This is a genomic window from Hymenobacter endophyticus, assembly GCF_032464715.1.
Classification (GTDB): domain Bacteria; phylum Bacteroidota; class Bacteroidia; order Cytophagales; family Hymenobacteraceae; genus Hymenobacter; species Hymenobacter endophyticus.
The window spans coordinates 61,254-77,083 of the sequence record NZ_JAWDJT010000018.1 but is presented as its reverse complement, the minus strand read 5'-3'; the positions used below and the strand labels follow the sequence as shown (position 1 = coordinate 77,083).

The 15,830-nt window shown below is 58.8% G+C and carries 15 protein-coding genes; 11 read left to right on the top strand and 4 right to left on the bottom strand.

Annotation, left to right across the window (positions count from 1 at the left end; translation table 11 throughout):
• Positions 1 to 99: 99 nt before the first annotated feature.
• The gene (locus ROI90_RS20330; RefSeq protein ID WP_316000120.1) at positions 100 to 300 is read right to left on the bottom strand and encodes a DUF2628 domain-containing protein; all 201 of its coding nucleotides are present in this window, start codon (positions 298 to 300) and stop codon (positions 100 to 102) included.
• A gap of 164 nt (positions 301 to 464) precedes the next feature.
• Here ROI90_RS20330 and ROI90_RS20325 point away from each other — a divergent pair, with 164 nt between their 5' ends.
• From ROI90_RS20325 to ROI90_RS20310, 4 genes are all read left to right on the top strand, one after another.
• Entirely contained in the window at positions 465 to 1,016 is a 552-nt protein-coding gene (locus tag ROI90_RS20325; RefSeq protein WP_316000119.1) for an RNA polymerase sigma factor, read from the top strand.
• A 30-nt stretch (positions 1,017 to 1,046) separates the two neighbouring features.
• Positions 1,047 to 1,493 carry a hypothetical protein gene (locus tag ROI90_RS20320; RefSeq protein WP_316000118.1) on the top strand — a complete coding sequence of 149 codons (447 nt, stop codon included), beginning with the start codon at positions 1,047 to 1,049 and terminating at the stop codon, positions 1,491 to 1,493.
• 36 nt (positions 1,494 to 1,529) lie between these two features.
• A complete protein-coding gene (locus ROI90_RS20315; protein WP_316000117.1) occupies positions 1,530 to 2,015 on the top strand; it encodes a hypothetical protein in 486 nt (161 codons plus the stop codon).
• 193 nt (positions 2,016 to 2,208) lie between these two features.
• Positions 2,209 to 3,402: an aspartate aminotransferase family protein gene (locus ROI90_RS20310; protein WP_316000116.1), complete on the top strand. Its 1,194-nt coding sequence runs from the start codon at positions 2,209 to 2,211 to the stop codon at positions 3,400 to 3,402.
• A gap of 83 nt (positions 3,403 to 3,485) precedes the next feature.
• On the opposite strand, the gene ROI90_RS20305 is transcribed toward ROI90_RS20310, so the two are convergent.
• A complete protein-coding gene (locus ROI90_RS20305; RefSeq protein WP_316000115.1) occupies positions 3,486 to 3,914 on the bottom strand; it encodes a tellurite resistance TerB family protein in 429 nt (142 codons plus the stop codon).
• A 259-nt stretch (positions 3,915 to 4,173) separates the two neighbouring features.
• Here ROI90_RS20305 and pfkA point away from each other — a divergent pair, with 259 nt between their 5' ends.
• Both pfkA and ROI90_RS20295 read left to right on the top strand, forming a co-directional pair.
• Positions 4,174 to 5,145, top strand: coding sequence for a 6-phosphofructokinase (gene pfkA / locus ROI90_RS20300; RefSeq protein WP_316000114.1), 972 nt, complete (start codon positions 4,174 to 4,176; stop codon positions 5,143 to 5,145).
• 119 nt (positions 5,146 to 5,264) lie between these two features.
• Positions 5,265 to 5,900 (top strand): hypothetical protein, encoded by a 636-nt coding sequence (locus ROI90_RS20295; RefSeq protein WP_316000113.1) that lies wholly within the window; start codon positions 5,265 to 5,267, stop codon positions 5,898 to 5,900.
• A 143-nt stretch (positions 5,901 to 6,043) separates the two neighbouring features.
• Here the strand turns inward: ROI90_RS20295 and miaA are convergent, their stop codons facing one another.
• Positions 6,044 to 6,931 (bottom strand): tRNA (adenosine(37)-N6)-dimethylallyltransferase MiaA, encoded by an 888-nt coding sequence (miaA, locus tag ROI90_RS20290; RefSeq protein WP_316000112.1) that lies wholly within the window; start codon positions 6,929 to 6,931, stop codon positions 6,044 to 6,046.
• Complete coding sequence (locus ROI90_RS20285; RefSeq protein ID WP_316000111.1) at positions 6,928 to 8,061, bottom strand: glycosyltransferase family 4 protein; 1,134 nt, start codon at positions 8,059 to 8,061, stop codon at positions 6,928 to 6,930. The genes miaA and ROI90_RS20285 overlap by 4 nt, the downstream gene beginning before the upstream one ends.
• A gap of 122 nt (positions 8,062 to 8,183) precedes the next feature.
• On the opposite strand from ROI90_RS20285, the gene ROI90_RS20280 reads away from it, so the two are divergent.
• From ROI90_RS20280 to ROI90_RS20260, 5 genes are all read left to right on the top strand, one after another.
• A complete protein-coding gene (locus tag ROI90_RS20280) occupies positions 8,184 to 12,263 on the top strand; it encodes a PAS domain S-box protein (RefSeq protein ID WP_316000110.1) in 4,080 nt (1,359 codons plus the stop codon).
• A gap of 81 nt (positions 12,264 to 12,344) precedes the next feature.
• Positions 12,345 to 12,722, top strand: coding sequence for a response regulator (locus ROI90_RS20275; protein ID WP_316000109.1), 378 nt, complete (start codon positions 12,345 to 12,347; stop codon positions 12,720 to 12,722).
• Positions 12,723 to 12,827: 105 nt separating this feature from the next.
• Positions 12,828 to 13,595, top strand: a complete 768-nt coding sequence (locus ROI90_RS20270) for an MBL fold metallo-hydrolase (protein ID WP_316000108.1) — start codon at positions 12,828 to 12,830, stop codon at positions 13,593 to 13,595.
• Positions 13,596 to 13,609: 14 nt separating this feature from the next.
• Complete coding sequence (locus ROI90_RS20265; protein ID WP_316000107.1) at positions 13,610 to 14,050, top strand: hypothetical protein; 441 nt, start codon at positions 13,610 to 13,612, stop codon at positions 14,048 to 14,050.
• Positions 14,051 to 14,081: 31 nt separating this feature from the next.
• Positions 14,082 to 15,650 (top strand): NFACT RNA binding domain-containing protein, encoded by a 1,569-nt coding sequence (locus ROI90_RS20260; protein WP_316000106.1) that lies wholly within the window; start codon positions 14,082 to 14,084, stop codon positions 15,648 to 15,650.
• Positions 15,651 to 15,830 lie beyond the last annotated feature (180 nt).

Below are 15,830 nucleotides of genomic sequence, written 5' to 3'. Positions count from 1 at the left end.
CTTGGCCCCGCCCGCCGCTCGTGCCTTCCCGGCCCGGCAGTAACGGCGCGATGCGCGCCCACTGCGCGTCGGTCAACATGTACTCCATTCCCAAACATACTAGCCACTGTTAACACTTCCTAGGTACATCCGACGGTACAGAAACCAGAAGAGCCCCAGAAAAAAGGCCGCCGCATTAAAGGTGATATACTTGCCTTTTTGCCGCAGCCGCCACGTTTGTAAATAGTATTCCGCATTGCGGCCGAAGAAATTCCAAACATATTCTTCCTCAATTTCCTGCGGTGTAGAAGTAGAATTCATGTACTGGTAGGGTGAGAAGTATTCGGCCAAATTACCGGATAGTTGTACACGTTGCCTGCGGTGCAAGCCGAAGCAACGTTTTTTCCAGGGTACTCATTAAACTTCTGCCCTAGCTTAGCCTCTAACCACCCACAACCGCCGCCCTAACCCGCCCTGCCTGCGCCTTGGAAGACCAGGAGATACTCGCCAAGTTTCGTGACCCCGCCGCCCGCAACGTGGCCTTCAACCAGCTCGTGCGCAAGTACCAGAGCAAGGTGTACTGGCACGTGCGCAAAATGGTGGTCGACCACGACGATGCCGACGACCTGACCCAGGACGTGTTCATCAAGGTGTGGAACCACTTGGAGAACTTCCGCCAGGATGCCTCCCTCTACACCTGGATTTACCGCATTGCCACCAACGAGTGCCTGAGCTTTCTGAACAGTAAACGGCGTAAGTTCTTCCTGCCCCTCAACGATGTGGGCGCGGAGCTAACGGCCAAACTGGAGGCTGATGAAAGCCTGGCCGGCGACGCGGTGGAGCTGAAGCTGCAGAAAGCCATCCTGCGCCTGCCCGATAAGCAGCGGCTGGTGTTCAACCTGCGCTACTACGATGAGATGCCCTACGAGCAGATGGCCGAGGTGACGGGCACCAGCGTGGGGGCCCTGAAAGCCTCCTACCACCACGCCGCCAAGAAAATTGAGCACTACCTCAACAACGAGACTCTCACGGATTAAACCCGGCGGCCCCGGCCGCCTCTAACCGCCATGCATACTCCTTTTCGTCTGGATGAACACCGCCGTCGGCCCCAGCCGCCGCTGGCCCCGCCCCCGGACCGCTACTTTGAACAGTTGCCCATGCGCGTAATGCAACGCGTGCAGACTGCCCCCCCGAGTCCGGCGGCCTGGGGCTGGCTGGCGGCGCTGTCGGCCCCGGTGCGTACGGCCCTGGCTGCGGGGGTTGTGTTGGGGGGCTTTGCGGCCTCGTTTCTGCTGAGCCCCGGCGCTGCAGTGCAGCCCCTGGCTACCACTTCCCTGGCCCAGGTTCCGCGCGCAGAATTGGTGCAGTATCTGCTAGCTAGTGAGCAGCGGGTAACGCTTGCCGATTTAGCGGAAGTGCCCGGAGCCGCTCAGCACGCCCCCGTTGGTACCCTGCAGGCCTCCCCCGAAGAGTTGCAGGAGCTGCTGGACGCTCAATCGGCCGACTATTTGTAAGCTGTACTTTTACCGCCCGCGTTGTTTTTCTTTCCAATGAAGTATTTCCTCCGAAGCCTATTCCTGTTCTGCCTGCTGGCGGCCCTGCCCCTGGCGCAGGCACATGCCCAGGGTGGCCTGCGCCGACAGGAGCGCCTCAGCCAGCTCGAAAACGCCCGCATTGCCTACCTGACCGAGAAAATTGCCCTCACTCCCGACCAGGCACAAAAATTCTGGCCGCTTTACAACGAATTCACGGCCAAGCGCCGCGACCTGAGCCGGCGGCTGCGCCAGTTGCGCCCCGCCACTACCGATGGACTCAGCGACCAGCAGATCAGGGAAAGCCTCAACCAGTCGTTTGTGCTGCGCCAGCAGGAAATTACGCTGGAAAAGGACTACTTCGAGCGGTTTCAGCGGGTACTTAGTGTGCGGCAGGTAGGCCAGATGGCCTTGGCCGAGCGGCAGTTTACCCGGGAAGTTCTCAAGCGCGTGGCCAACCGCCCCGGTATGCCCGCCAGCCCCGCCGATGGGTTGGACGATTGAGGCGGGCGCTCTTGTTAAACCCATAGAAAACGGCTGCTTCGGCGGCCGTTTTTTTGTTGATGGAAAAGTAAGCGACCTGGGAGCCGTACCTTTACGGCCCGTTTTTGTTGTTCCAGTCCACCCCTCTGTATAGTGCACGGCGTGGCTTTTCTTACCCTATCGGCTTCTCTGGCCGAATCGTTTTGCTTAGCGTATGCTTACCCCCCGCCAGCTTTTTCTGCGCCACCAGGCCCAAACTTCCGATTTTCCCCTGCTGCTGGAAATTGAGCGGGCCGAAGGTGTATATATGTACGACGCCAACAATGAGCAGTATCTGGATTTGATTTCGGGCATTGGCGTCAGCAACGTAGGCCACCGTCACCCGCACGTGCTGCAGGCCATTCAAAATCAACTGGATAAGTACCTGCACCTAATGGTGTACGGGGAATTGGTGCAGGCCCCACCCGCCCGGCTGGCCCAGGCTCTTACCGCCACCCTGCCCGCCCACCTCGACAATGTGTACTTCACCAACTCCGGCACCGAGGCGGTGGAGGGCGCGCTGAAACTGGCCAAGCGCCATACTGGCCGCACTAAGCTGCTGAGCTGCTACAACGCTTACCACGGCTCCACCCACGGTGCCCTCAGCATCACCGGCTCCGAGGGCTTCAAAAACGCGTTTCGTCCCCTGCTGCCTGATGTGCAGCACCTGCGCCACAACCACTTCGAGGATTTGCAGCTGATTGATGAGCACACGGCCGCCGTAGTAATAGAAACCGTGCAGGGCGAAGCCGGCGTGCGGCTGCCGGCCCCCGGTTACCTGCCCGCCCTGCGCCAGCGCTGCACCGAAGTGGGCGCGCTCCTTATTCTGGATGAGATTCAATCGGGATTCGGGCGCACGGGCACGTTTTGGGCGTTTGAGCAGTTCGGCATCGAGCCCGACATTCTGCTTACGGCCAAGGGCATGGGCGGCGGTATGCCCATCGGAGCTTTCATTGCGCCCCAGCACATCATGGCCAGCTTCAAAACCGATCCGATATTAGGCCATTGCACCACGTTTGGGGGCCACCCGGTTTCGTGCGCGGCGGCCTTGGCTACGCTGCAGGTTATTCAGGAGGAAAACTTGCTGGCCGGTGTGGCCGAAAAAGCTACTCGCTTCCGGCAGCAACTCCAGCACCCGGCCATTCGGGAGGTACGCAACTGCGGACTGATGATGGCCGTGGAATTCGCCTCTTTTGAGGTGCTTAAGCCCATCATCGACCATGCCCTGTGGCAGGAGCATGTCCTGACCGACTGGTTCCTGTTCTGCGACAACTCCCTGCGCATTGCCCCGCCTCTTACCATCACATTGGAGCAAATTGACGATGCCTGCGCGGCTCTGCTGCGAGCCGTTTCTTCGGTTGAAAGCTAGGCAGCACCCTATAAGTAAGAACCGCTGCATGATTCCAGGAAGGGACCATCCAGCGGCTTTTTTCTATAGGCAGTGCTTAACTACTAGCTTCTTAGTAGCGCCAGTGCATCATCTTTGATTTGGTCCCGCTCCATACCATCCTTCACGCACTGGGAAATATGGCGCACTAGGCGGGTCACTACCTCCTTGCGGAAACCGAGCTTTTCGGCCATGTCTACGCAGAAGTTAATTTCGGTGTCATCCACAATACCATCGGCAAGCATCATATCCACCAAGTCAAATATCTGGTCGAAACGCTCAGAGTCGTTATCCGGAATGAGCAGATTGATGGCGCTGCTATTGCCCATAATGGAGCGGACTTCCTCGGTGCGCAGGCCCCCACGCTTGCCCACAGCCATAATAAAGCTCATTTCCCGTTCATCCATGTGACCATCGGCCTTGGCTAGCGCCACCAAGTTCATCAGATGACTTTTCACCCGACGGGTTTGCTCATTCTCAAAAAAACCAAACATGCACGTAAACGTTGGGGGTGGTGGGAATGGGGGGAAGCAAGCAGCGCGTGGTTCTGGGAAACTGTGTTTACCAGTTTGGGAAGTTATTCAAAAACCGGCAGTAGCGCAAGCCCTACCTTACGTAGCTTCTACGAAAACAGTCATTTGACATGGTTAATTTACATTTCATGGAGTTGGGGCTTACCTTTCCGGCTGGAATTAGCACCTTTGCCTGGCCCGGCTACGTCGGGCATTTTGTTGAGTATTGAAGAGCAGTAAGATGAAACGTATTGCAGTTTTAACCAGTGGGGGCGACGCGCCCGGCATGAATGCCTGCATCCGGGCCGTGGTTCGCACGGCCGTGTACCACGGCATTGAAGTGTACGGCATCATGCGCGGTTACAGCGGCATGATTAAGGGCGAGTTTGTGAAGCTGGATTCGGCTTCCGTCGCCAATACAATTCAGAAAGGCGGCACCATTCTCAAATCGGCCCGCTCTCAGAAGTTCATGACCAAGGAAGGCCGGCAGCAGGCCTTCGACCAATTGGTGAACCACGGCATTGACGGCTTGGTAGCCATTGGGGGCAATGGTACCTTCACGGGCGCCACGCTGTTTGAGCAGGAGTTCGGTATTCCAACGGTGGGCGCCCCCGGCACCATCGACAACGACCTGTATGGTACCGACTACACCATTGGCTACGATACGGCGGTAAACACGGCCCTGGAAGCCATTGACAAAATCCGGGATACGGCCGACTCCCACGACCGGTGCTTCTTTGTGGAGGTAATGGGCCGCGACTCGGGCTACATTGCCATTCCCTGCGCCATTGGGGGTGGGGCCGAAATTGTGATGATTCCGGAAACGCAGATGTCGACGGAAGCCGTGGTGGAGAACCTGAAATCCAGCTGGCAGCGCTCCAAAACTTCGTTTTTGGTAGTAGTGGCCGAGGGCGAGGAGGAAGGCAACGCCCACCAGGTAGCTCAGCGCGTGAAGGAGGCCATTCCGGAGCTGGACACCCGCGTCACCATCATTGGGCACATTCAGCGCGGCGGGGCTCCTTCCGCCGCCGACCGGATGCTGGCCTCCCAGATTGGTATTGCCGCCGTGGAGGGCCTGCTCAACGGCATGCGCAACGTAATGGCCGGCATTGTGGACCGCAAGCTGGTGTACACGCCCTTCACCGATACTATCCATAAGAAGAAGCTCATCAACCAGAGCTTTATGCGGATGGTGGAAATCCTGAGCGTGTAGCCGGATTCCCTTTCATTTTACGAAATGCAGCTGTTCCCTACCAGATTCTCTATTCTGGTAGGGAATTTGCGTTTGATAGTATCAGAATAAGTTCCTCAATCCTTCATTATTTTTTCAGTATGCTGAATATTATACGCACCATTGGTTCCGCCGCCGTATTCGGCTTATTTGCTGTACCAGCCTTGGCGCAGGATGCGCCGCCCCGGGCCGGCTTGCAACTCGGTATTGGCTCGGCTGGCGTGGGCACAGGTGATTATATGGCCCTCAAAGCTCATCTGGAATATAGCCGGTTGCTGGGCCGGCACCTGGGCACCGGCACCCGACTGGCTTTCGTGGGCGGCAGCCGCGAAGATATTTCTACCGTCTATCCGCCCGACCCGCGCCAGGGTGGGGCTGGCGTTAACGTGCCGTACGCCCTTACCTACCAGGCCGTGAATCTGGAGCAGGAGTTCTACCTCTACCCTTTCGGTAACGACAAGCGGGTGCTGTTTGCGGTGGGTGGCGGCGGCTACGCGGGCTACTCCAACCGCTACGGGGCTCCATTCAACCGCCTGCCCGACCCCTCATCCTACGCTACCGTACTCGCCCTCGACCACGAAAATGGCCTGCACGCCGGCTACCTGTTTTCGCTGAACCTGGATGTGGCCGTGAACCCGGCCCGCAAATGGCTGGTGGGCGGCAAAGCCCTGTTCCAGAATGACACGTTTGGCAATTCCCTGGCTACACTACAGCTGAAAGTTGGCCGACGCTTCTAGTTTCGTTGGAGTTAATAAGTCATTTCTCCCATAAACGGCCTGCACCGCTACCGGCCCGGTCTATGCCTGAAAAATTGGGCAGAGCGGGCCGGTAGCGGTGCAGTGTATTTCTCCACAGTTGCCAGAATTGGCCACAAAGTATCTTACAGCTCCAGCCATTGATACTCCGCGTCGCGGCGGAGCCAGGTGAGCTGGCGCTTGGCGTAGTGCCGGGAGTTGCGCTTGAGCAGGCGTACGGCTTCCGCGTAGTCGTACTGGCCCTCAAAGTAATCGAACAGCTCTTTGTAGCCCACCGTTTGCAGGGCGTTGTGGTGGCGGTGCGGGTAGAGGGCCCGGGCCTCGGCCTCCAGCCCCTGGGCCAGCATCAGGTCCATGCGCGCGTCGATGCGCTGGTAGAGCTCCTCCCGGCTGCGGTTAAGGGCAATTTTAACGGTTTGGAAGGGGCGCGCCGTGGCAGTTTGGCCGTGGAAGGAGCTAAATGGCTGTCCTGTACCCCGGCTGATTTCCAGGGCCCGCACCACCCGCTGGTGGTTTTGCCGGTCGATGCGCTGGTAGGTTACCGGGTCGAGGCGGGCCAGCTCCTGCACCAGCGGCTCCAGCCCGCGGGCTGCCAGCTCCTGCTTGATTTGCTGACGCACGGCGGGGTCTACGGCCGGGAGAGCATCAAACCCCTCGGTTACGGCCTGCAAATACAGCCCGGAGCCTCCTGTGAGAATCACCACCCGGTGCCGCTGAAACAGCTGGTATAGCAATGCCAGCGCATCCTGCTCAAAGCGGCCGGCGTTGTAGTCCTCGGTAATGCTGTGCGAATTGATGAAGTGGTGGGGCACGCCCTGCATTTCCTCGGGGGTAGGCTTAGCCGTGCCGATGGTCAGCTCCCGGAAGAACTGCCGCGAATCGGCCGATACCACTTCGGTGCCCAGTTGCTGGGCCAGCTGCACGCACAGGGCCGTTTTGCCCACGGCCGTGGGCCCACTGATAACCAGCAGCGTGGGGTGAGTAGCCTCCGCGAGTTCAGCCAGCAGTTTCATAGTACGGGAGTGGGAAGAGGTATAAGTTGAGCGTAAAGCCGGCACAGGTGCCGCTCCTCGTGCTGCCAGCTGAGCACCTGCCGGGCGCGGCGGCAGTTGGTGACCAGCTCCTGATAGTGCCCGACGTCGCCGCCGGGCAGCAGGCGGTTCAGGGCCGTGGCCAGCGTAGCCGGCTCCAGGTCGGATACCAGGTCGGCCACGGCAAACTGTTCATTGAGGGCTCGGTATTCTGGAAAGTCACTGGTAACCTGCGGGATGCCCGCGTGCAGGTAATCGAAAAACTTGTTGGCCAGGGAGTAGTAGTAGCTCAGCCCCTGATTTTCCAGCAGCATCACCCCCACCGTGGCCTGGCGGGTGAGCTCCCGCAGGGCCTTGGGCAGCACAAACCCCCGAAACTCCACTTGCCCGCTTTGCACCAACCCCAGCTCAGCCGCCTGGGCCCGAAGCGCACCCGATAAGTCGCCTTCCCCGCAGATAACCAGCCGCCCGTTTACCCGAGGCATGGCGGCCAGCAACTGCTCCAGCCCCCGCCCCGCGTTCAAGGCCCCCTGGTACAGGATAATGGGCATGGAAGCAGGCCGCGAAGCGGAAAGCGGGCCATCTTCCGTGAGCCGGCTGATGTTGCGCACCACCTGAAAAGCTCGGCCGTGGCGCTGCTCAAACACGCGGGCCAGCGCCGGCCCTACCGTGTAGGCCAGGGCGGCGCGAGGCACAATAAAGTTCTCAATGGCCCGCCACACCCGCTGTACCCGGGGCCGGGCTACCACTTCGGGCACCTCCGTAAACAGCTCGTGGGCATCGTACACGAAGGGTTGTCCGCCCAAGCGGGCCCGCAGCCACACGGGCAGAGCTGTATCTAAATCAATGGCGCACCAGGCGGCCGCGCGCCGGCCCAGCAGGTAGAGCAGCAGGCGCAGGCTAAACTCCAGGTAAAACAGCTTACCCCGCGTAAACCAGCACCGCAGCCGGTGCTGCTGATAGGGCTGCGGCTGCAAAGGCTGGGAGGTGGGCCACTGGCGGCCTACCAGCAGCACCGCGTAGCCAGCCTGGGCCAGGGAGCCGCAAATGCGCTGCATCCGCTGGTCGTAGTTCAGGTCGGTGGTAACGGTGAAAACCAGGCGTGGGGGCACAATCAGCAGTAAACCGGGGAGCAGGGCACCGGTGGTAGTTTCAGGAATTGTCGCAAATTTAAGAACTTCATTCCGGGTCGGCTCCCAGCGGGGCCACAATCTGCCGCGCATCCGCCACTTCCATGTCTATTCTTTCCAGCACCGCCGCCGCCAGCACGCATGGCTCCAGTCTGGCTCCGGATATTTACCGGAACCTGTTCGAGGACTCCTTTGACGGGCTGCTCCTCTACGATGCCACCGGTACACTGCTTGACTGTAACCAGCGGGCCGTCAGCTACCTGCATACCACCCGGCCTATGCTCCTGGGTACTGGCCTCATGGCCTTTGCCTTGGTTCCGGAGCCGGCCTCCCCTATTCAGCTTACCTCCGAGTTGCAGCTGCGGGAGCAAATAATGACCTGTGCCCGTGATGGAGAGCGGCAGTCCTTTCGCTGGAGTGGGCACCGTTCCGATGGGTTGGGCCTGGAAGCCTGGGCCTCGTTGAACCGCATCGGCAACGATGAGACTTCCCTGGTCCTGCTCACTCTCCGCGACATTGCCCAGTACGTGCACCCGGTACCGGAGCCTACCGCCGTGCCGGCCACCACTACCGACATTCCGCTCACTAATTTCTCGCGGGGACAGTTTCGGGACGTGCTCAGCCGGGCCGGTATGTGCTATCTGCTACTGGACAAGGAGGCCCGCATTCAGGATGTGAATGAGTATTTCTGCGAGGTAACCGGCCGGCCCGCCTCCACCCTCATTGGGCGCGACTATTTTGTGCTGTTTGCCCCCCAGGCTGAGCAGGCCCCCCGGCGGTTTGCCTTTCACCGGGCCATTGAGCAGGAGCAGCTCCAGGATTTCTTTGAACGCTCTCTGCTCACCATTTCCGGACAGGGCCGCACCTTCTTCTGGCACTCCGAGTTTGAGCGCGACCCTACGGGCCACATCAACGGCATCCTGTTTGTGGGGCGCGATATTACCGACAAGCAGGTGGCCGTGCGGGCCCTCACCGATAACCGCAACCGCCTGCAGGACTTCCTCGACAATGCCCACGACCTGATTCAGAACCTGAGCATCGACAACCGGTTCCTGTTCGTGAATAAGGCCTGGAAGGAGAAGCTGGGCTATGAGGATGCCGACCTGCCCCACCTCACCCTCTCGGATGTGGTGCACCCCTACTACAAGGCCAAGCTACTCTACCAGCTGCGCAATCTGTACAAGGGCGAGAAGGTGAACAAGCTGGAAACCGTATTCCTCACCAAATCGGGCAAACCCATTCACCTGATTGGCTCCATCAGCTGCTCCTGGCAGGACAATGAGCCGGTGAGCACCCGCGCCATTCTGCACGATATTACCGACCGGATTAAGGCGGAGCGGCTGCAGAAGGTGTACTACAGCATTGCCAACCTGGCCATCAGCTCCAAGGATTTGCACTCCCTCTACGGAGCCATTCACCGGGAGCTGAGCAAAATCATTGAAACCAACAACTTCTACATTGCCCTCTGCGACGAGGCCCGCACCCAGCTGCAGTTTGCCTATTTCGTAGACCAAAACGCCCAGGGCGACCAAGGCATGATGGCCCGCCCGTTTTCCTCGGGCGTATCGGAGTATATTATCCGCACGGGGCGGCCCCAGTACTTGCTCAAAGAGGAGTTGCAGGAGCTAATTGCCAGCGGCACCATTACGGCCTACGGGCTGATGCCGGAGGTCATGCTCTGCTCCCCCCTAAGCATTGGGGAGCGGATTATTGGGGTTATTGCGGTGCAGGATTACCAAAAGGCCGACGCCTACGCCCCCACCGATATTGAGATTCTGCACTTCATTTCCAACCAGGTGGCCCTGGCCATTGAGCGCAAGCGCAACGAGGTACAGATTCAGAAGCAGAACGCCCGGCTGAACGCTATTTTCGAGAGCGGCTCCCACCTGATGTGGTCCGTGGACACGCACTCCCGCCTGTCTTCCTTCAACCGCAACTACGCCGCCTATTTCCTGCGCCGCAACGGCGTGTATCCGGCCCTGAACGTGAACCTCTGGCAGGCCGACGTGGCCCTGATGGAAGAAGATGCTCGCGTGGCCTTTATCGATAATTACCGCAAGGCCTTTCAGGGACATCCGCAGCGGTTTGAAGTGCGCCTGCGCGACGCCCGGGGCCAGGATACCTGGCGCGAAATCTACCTCAACCCCATTTACCTGGACGACGGCTCCTTCGAGGAAATTTCGGGTATTGCCCACGATATCACCGACAAGAAGCGCAGCCAGCTGGAGCTAGCCGCTCAGGAGGAGAAATTCCGGGCCATCTTCGAGTCGTTCCAGGATGTGTACTACCGCACTGATGGCCAAGGCTTGATTACCCTGCTGAGCCCCTCAGTGCAGGATATGCTGGGGTACACGCCGGAGGAAACCATCGGCAACTACATCGGCGACTACTACATGTACCCGCTGGAGCGGGCCACCCTGCTGGAAAACGTGCGCCGCTACGGCGAGGCTCGCAACTTCGAAATTGCCATGCGCCACAAAGATGGCCACGCCGTGAGTGTGCTGGTGAATGCCCGCCGCGTAGCCGACGATGCCGGCAATGGCACCGAAGGCATTGCCCGCGACATTACCGGCCTGAAGCAAATGCAGGACGATTTGCGCCGGGCCAAGGAAGCCGCCGAGCAGGCCCTGGAAGCCAAAACGCTGTTTCTGGCCAACATGAGCCACGAGCTGCGCACGCCCATGAACGGCATCATCGGCATGATTGATTTGCTGCACCAGACGGTAGCTTCCGAGGAGCAGGAGGAGTACGTGGATACGCTGCGCAAGTCGTCGGATGCGCTGCTGGCCATTCTCAACGATATTCTGGACCTGTCCAAGATTCAGGCGGGCAAGCTGCAGCTCAACGAGGCCGGCATCGACCTGCATTATACCCTGGACAAGATTCACTCCCTGTTTGCTAACCGAGCCAGCCAGAAGCATCTCACCTTCACCTACCACATTGCTAATCACACGCCGCGCTTCATCATCACCGACGAAACGCGCCTGCTCCAAATCCTGAGCAACCTCACCTCCAACGCCATCAAGTTTACGGCCCAGGGCACGGTGAGCGTAGTCGTATCCTCCACCGTTACCGATGGGGAGGAGCATCTTCTGCGGTTTGCCGTACAAGATTCGGGCATTGGCATCTCTGAGGACAACGAAAAACTGCTGTTCACCAACTTCACTCAGCTGGACACTACGCCCACCAAAGCCTTTGGCGGTACGGGCCTGGGCCTGGCCATCAGCAAGCAGCTGGCCGAGCTACTGGGCGGCGAAATCGGGGTGTACTCCAACGTGGGTGAGGGCTCCACTTTCTGGTTTACGATGCGTTGCCGGGTGGCCCGCAACGAGGAGGAGATTGTGCAGGAACGGCTGCTGGCCCGGGAGCGGCCCCAGGAAGTAGTGCGCTTCGAGTCGACTCCCCGCATCCTGCTCGTGGATGATAATCCCATTAACCAGAAGGTGGCTACCCGCCTGCTCGACAAGTTGGGCTGCGACATTGTGGTGGCTTCCGATGGGTTTGAGGCTATTAGTCGGGCTACGGCTCCTAGCGCCCGTTACAGCCTGATATTCATGGACATCCAAATGCCGGAAATGGACGGCGTAACGGCCATGAAGGAAATTCGGCAGCGCCTGGGCAGCGCCTGCCCGCCCATTGTGGCCATGACGGCCTACTCCATGAAGGAAGACGCCGAGCGATTCATTCAGCAAGGTATGGACGACTACGTATCCAAGCCCGTGAAAAGCCAGGACCTGTACGCGGTGCTGCGCCGCTGGACCGACGGCCCTCCCCTGGCCGACTCGCTTAAACCCAGCGAGGACCCAGGCGCGCCCGAGCCAGAGGTGGAAGCTGCCCTACCTGATTGCATTGACCTGGAAATAGTGGAGCAGCTACGGCAGCTAGGCGGGGGCGAGTTTGCGGCCCAGCTCTACTCTGACTTTGAGGAGGAGGCCGGGCAAGTGTTGGCGGAAGCCGCCGAATTGGTTGCCGCTGGGCAGTACGAGCAGATTTTGCCACATTTGCACCAGCTAAAAGGCACAGGCTTCACGTTGGGCGTTCGGGATGTGGCAGAAAGCGCCAAACATCTGGAACATGAGTTGAAAAATGGCCGTACGGAAGATACCCCGGAATCATTTCAACAATTACTTGGTTTTTTTGCACAATTTAAGGCTGCGTATCCCAAACTTACGCAAGCTCCTTAACCCTTCCTTTATCACGCACCAAGTAATGTAGTCGCCCTTTAGCTCCCCACAACCTCACCAACCATCCTACTTTCCCTCTCCATGGCCGATTCTAAAACGATTCTGATTGCTGAAGACAGTTCGGTTATTCTCAACCTGACCAAGAAGATTCTGGAACTCCAGAAATACAAGATAGTATCGGCCAAAAATGGCGGCGAAGTAATCAAGCAGATTGAAAGCCAGCCCATTGACTGCGTATTAATGGATATCAATATTCCGGTGAAGGATGGCATGGAGTGCACCCGCGAAATCCGCCGCAGCACTGACCCTCGCATCGCCAAAATTCCGGTTATTGCCATTACCGGCAATGCCAACAACTACTCTATGGAGCAATTTCGGGAGGCCGGTGTAACCGATTACCTGCCAAAACCCCTGGATTTTGATGCCTTGGTGCGCGTGGTAAAACAATACATCGGGTAGTTTAGAGGTGAGATTATAAGAGGTGAGAAGTGAGACTATGTTCTGACGTTCGCGCCGTACGAACATAGTCTCACTTCTCAGCTCTCATTGTCTCACTTCTTTCCTATGGAAGTAACTTTCCTCGGCACCGGCACCTCGCAGGGAGTACCCATTATTGGCTGCTCCTGCGCAGTATGCCGGTCGGTGGACTACCGCGACAAGCGGCTGCGGGTATCCGTGCACCTGCAGGTGCAGGGCAAAAGCATCGTTATTGATTCGGGGCCCGATTTCCGCCAGCAGGCCCTGCGTGAGCACATCCACCACTTGGATGCGCTGGTGTTCACGCACGAGCACAAAGACCACACCGGCGGCCTCGATGACATCCGGGCGTACAACTTCCGCCAACAGCAGGATATGCCTCTGCACGCCGAGCCCCGGGTACTGGAGCAGCTGAAGCAGGAGTACGCCTACATCTTCTCGGAGCACAAGTACCCCGGCATTCCGCAGGTACAGCTGCACCCCATCCTGAGCGAAACGGATAGCTTCTGGGTGGAGGGCGTGGAGTTTCAGCCCATCCGGGCCCTGCACTACAAGCTGCCGGTGCTGGGTTTCCGGGTGGGAGCCTTCACGTACATTACGGATGCCAACTACCTCTCGCCCGAAACTCTGGAGCGCATGCGCGGCTCGGAGGTAATTGTGCTAAACGCCCTACGCCACGAGCAGCATATTTCGCACTTCACCTTGCAGGAGGCCGTGGATATTCTGGAGGATTTGGCCCCACGCCGCGCTTACCTCACCCACATCAGCCATCAGTTGGGCCGCCACCGTGAGGTAGAGGCGGAGTTGCCCAGCTTTATTCGCCTGGCCTATGACGGGCTGCGGGTGACGGTATAGATTCGATCTAACAAATGACCAACCATCTGCTATCCGTCGAAGAAACGGTAGCGGCCATCAATGCCGTGTATCCAGAGGATGAATGGCTGGAGTTGACGGTACTTGACTACTCTGATGACTGCTTAACGGTTGCGGTTTGCGAAGACCTCACCTATTATCATTCCCTTGAAATTTCTCTTCAGGAAGTTGACTTTATGAGCGTGCCTGCGCTGTGGCAAAAGAAAGCGGCCGGCCATCTGCTACAACTGCTCACAGGTACTGCCGCCCGGGAGTTCAATATTGCGCATCGGATTACAGGTGGTAACCAGTTGTTCTCGTTCAGCAATGCGGATGCTGTTGCAATTATCGTGGCCGCTCAGAAGATAACGTACCGCGTAGGCTCAGTGTACTATTACAACCGGGAAAACCTACTACCTAACGAACGAATCCGCCTACCCTTTAAAAGGTCCGTTTAAACGGCCCCGCTTAACTCCAACTCTACTGCTCATGCACACCAACTACTACTTCCTGCGTCAGTTGGCTCCGGTCCTTACCCGGCAGTTGGCGGGCTACCGAGTAGCAACCTGTTTTTCGCAGGAGAAGGATGAGCTGGTACTTGGGCTGATGAACGGCGGAGCCGAGTTTTGGCTGAAAGTTACCCTGGCCGCGGCGGGCTGCCTTATTGCCCTGCCCGAGTCATTTCACCGGGCCCGGCAAAACTCCGTGGACTTGCTGCCGGAATTACTAGGCCAGGAGGTGGAGGTAGTAGCAGCCTGGCCCCAGGACAGAGTGCTGGAATTCCGTTTTAAAAGCGGGGCTACGCTGGCCCTGAAGCTGTACAGCACGCGCCCCAATGCCGTTTTCCGCCTCCAGCCCGATGCGCCGGTTCAGCTGTTCCACCAGCGTTACGTGGCCGATGCAGACCTGGACCCGGTGGGATTCAAGGCCGGCGCCGAGGATAATTTGCCCACTAACCCACTCAAAGCCTACCCCAGCCTGGGCGACTTAGCTACCGCCTACCTACGTACCCGGGGCTACGACCCCGCTCCTTTGGAAACCAAGTGGGAGTTGGTACGCCAGGTAGTGCAAGAATTGGAAGAGCCCACTGCCCTGTACATTGTCCGGTTTGAGGGCCGCACCAGGCTGAGCCTGCTGCCCGTAGGTGAGATAGAGCTGACCCTGCCGGCCGATGATTCTATTGGAGCCTTGCGCCGCTTTGTACCCCTGCTGCTCAACCGCCGCGCCTATGAGGCCGAGTTGCGGCAAGTGCGGGCGCTGCTGGAAAAGCGGGCCGATGAGGCCGTCACCGCCGCTCAGCATGCCCGCCGCCGCTTGCACGCGCTGGAAAACACCGTAGGCTACCGCCAAACCGCCGACCTGATCATGGCCCACCTCAGCCAGATTCCGGCCGGGGCCGCGCAGGTAGAAGTAGTGGACTTTTACCAGGACAACCAACCCCGCCTCATCAAGCTCAAGCCCACCGAAACGCCCCAGCGCACGGCCCAGAACCTATACCGCAAGGCCAAAAACCAGCAGCGTGAAACCCAGGAATTGGGGGCCCGGGCCGAACGGCGTGAAACAGAAGCCCTGCACGCCCTGGAACAACTGGAGGAGCTGGCCGCCTTACCCCCCGGAGAATTGCGGCCGTTCCGGCAGTGGCGTAAGCAACATGCCCTCGACCCTGCTACCCTGGCCAAACCTAGCCAGGAGCTACCATTCAAAGTATTTGAGGATAGTGGCTTTACAATTCTGGTGGGCCGCAATGCCCAAAACAACGACCTGCTCACCCAGCGCTATGCCCACAAAGACGACCTGTGGCTGCACGCCAAAGACGTCACCGGCTCTCATGTGGTTATCCGGCAGCGGCCGGGGCAGCCGGTGCCGGCCCCGGTGCTGGAACGGGCTGCTCAGCTAGCGGCCTGGTACTCCCGCCGCCAAAACGACACACTTTGCCCTGTGACGTACACACCCAAAAAATTCGTACGTAAGCCTAAAGGAGCCCAGCCAGGCCAGGTGCTGGTGGAGAGGGAAAAAGTGTTGCTGGTTACGCCTGCCAATCCCTTCGAGCGGGAATAGCCCTCCCCCAGCAGGTTACCCTCCTATTACTTTACCCACTTGATTTCACAAGCCGAGCTGCTCGACTGTAATGCTCGGGTATGCCCTGCCGTTGAAGATTTGACGAGTATGTACACCTACCTGGGGTATGCTGTTGCGAAATTTGCAAAGCGAGCAGGCTAACACTATCAGGATTGCAAC